Below are 1173 nucleotides of genomic sequence, written 5' to 3'. Positions count from 1 at the left end.
ACCAGGATGCATACACGAAACGTCAACGTCAAAACCGCCGCTCAAGAATCTTCCGGAAGATGTGAATCAGAAATCACAGCTGAACAAATCGTTGATCTGTTTTGCTGGGTCATGGCTGCGACGGAAGGGGAATTACAACCTCTGATTTTTGAACCGCCAGTCGGGAGCTATGAGTTGTCATTAATCAATGAGAACTGCATTGATTATCTCTCTGTCTGGATCCTGGACGGCTATCCGGTAGCTGCTGCACCAGTAGATAATTTTTTTCGCACAATTACGCCAGTAAGTATTAACTAAAGGGGAATATTATGGTCAGTTTTGCTAATCGTTATCGCGCACCGTCCTCTATTCGTCAGAATCGTCCGCTGACTAATGATGAATTACAGCGCATTGTACCCAGTGCATTTTCTTCCGAAAAACATGATTCACGTTCAGAACGCTATACATATATTCCAACTATTGAAATTCTGGATCGTCTTCGTGAAGAAGGCTTTCAACCTTTTTATGCAACACAGTCCCGTACACGAGATATTGAAAAGCGTGAGTTCACAAAACATTTATTACGTCTGCGTCGGCATGATCAGATTGCGGGGAAAGAAGTTCCAGAGATTATTTTGCTGAACAGTCACGATGGTTCCAGTAGCTATAAAATGATTCCAGGTATGTTCCGCCAGATTTGTACCAATGGTTTGGTAGCGTGGAAAGATTTTGGCGAAATTAGAGTGCCGCATAAAGGTGATATTGTCGGACAGGTGATTGAAGGTGCATACACTGTGATGGATACGTTCGATACCGTGATTGAAAATATCGATATCATGAAAGGTATTCAGTTGACTGAGCCGGAGCAACGTTTGTTAAGCGTTGCAGCCCTTGAGTATAAATATGATGGTGCTCATTCACCTGTGACACCTGACCAGTTATTACAGGCTCGCCGTTGGGAAGACAGAGGTTTGGATTTGTGGAGTACATTTAACCGTATTCAGGAGAACGTCATCAAAGGCGGGATTTCAGGAAAGACAGCAAAAGGAAAAAGGACAAAAACAAGAGAAGTCACTGGTATTGATGGTGATGTAAAACTTAACCAGGCACTCTGGAAAATGGCAGAGGAATTCGCAAGACTTAAAGCCTGAATAATAGCCGCTCAAGTGAGCGGCTTTTTTTGTGCACAGAAAA

1 protein-coding gene and 1 pseudogene are annotated in these 1173 nt (G+C 43.1%); both read left to right on the top strand.

Annotated elements, in window-relative coordinates:
* Nucleotides 1-297, top strand: a pseudogene (locus FDW87_RS21175) (hypothetical protein); the annotation flags it as partial.
* Nucleotides 298-308: 11 nt separating this feature from the next.
* Entirely contained in the window at nt 309-1130 is an 822-nt protein-coding gene (locus tag FDW87_RS08750; protein ID WP_137379645.1) for a DUF932 domain-containing protein, read from the top strand.
* The last annotated feature ends 43 nt before the right edge of the window (nt 1131-1173 follow it).

The organism is Citrobacter sp. wls826, assembly GCF_005281245.1.
GTDB lineage: Bacteria > Pseudomonadota > Gammaproteobacteria > Enterobacterales > Enterobacteriaceae > Citrobacter > Citrobacter braakii.
The sequence above is the reverse complement of the archived record's forward strand: the minus strand, read 5'-3'. Positions and strand labels throughout refer to the sequence as shown.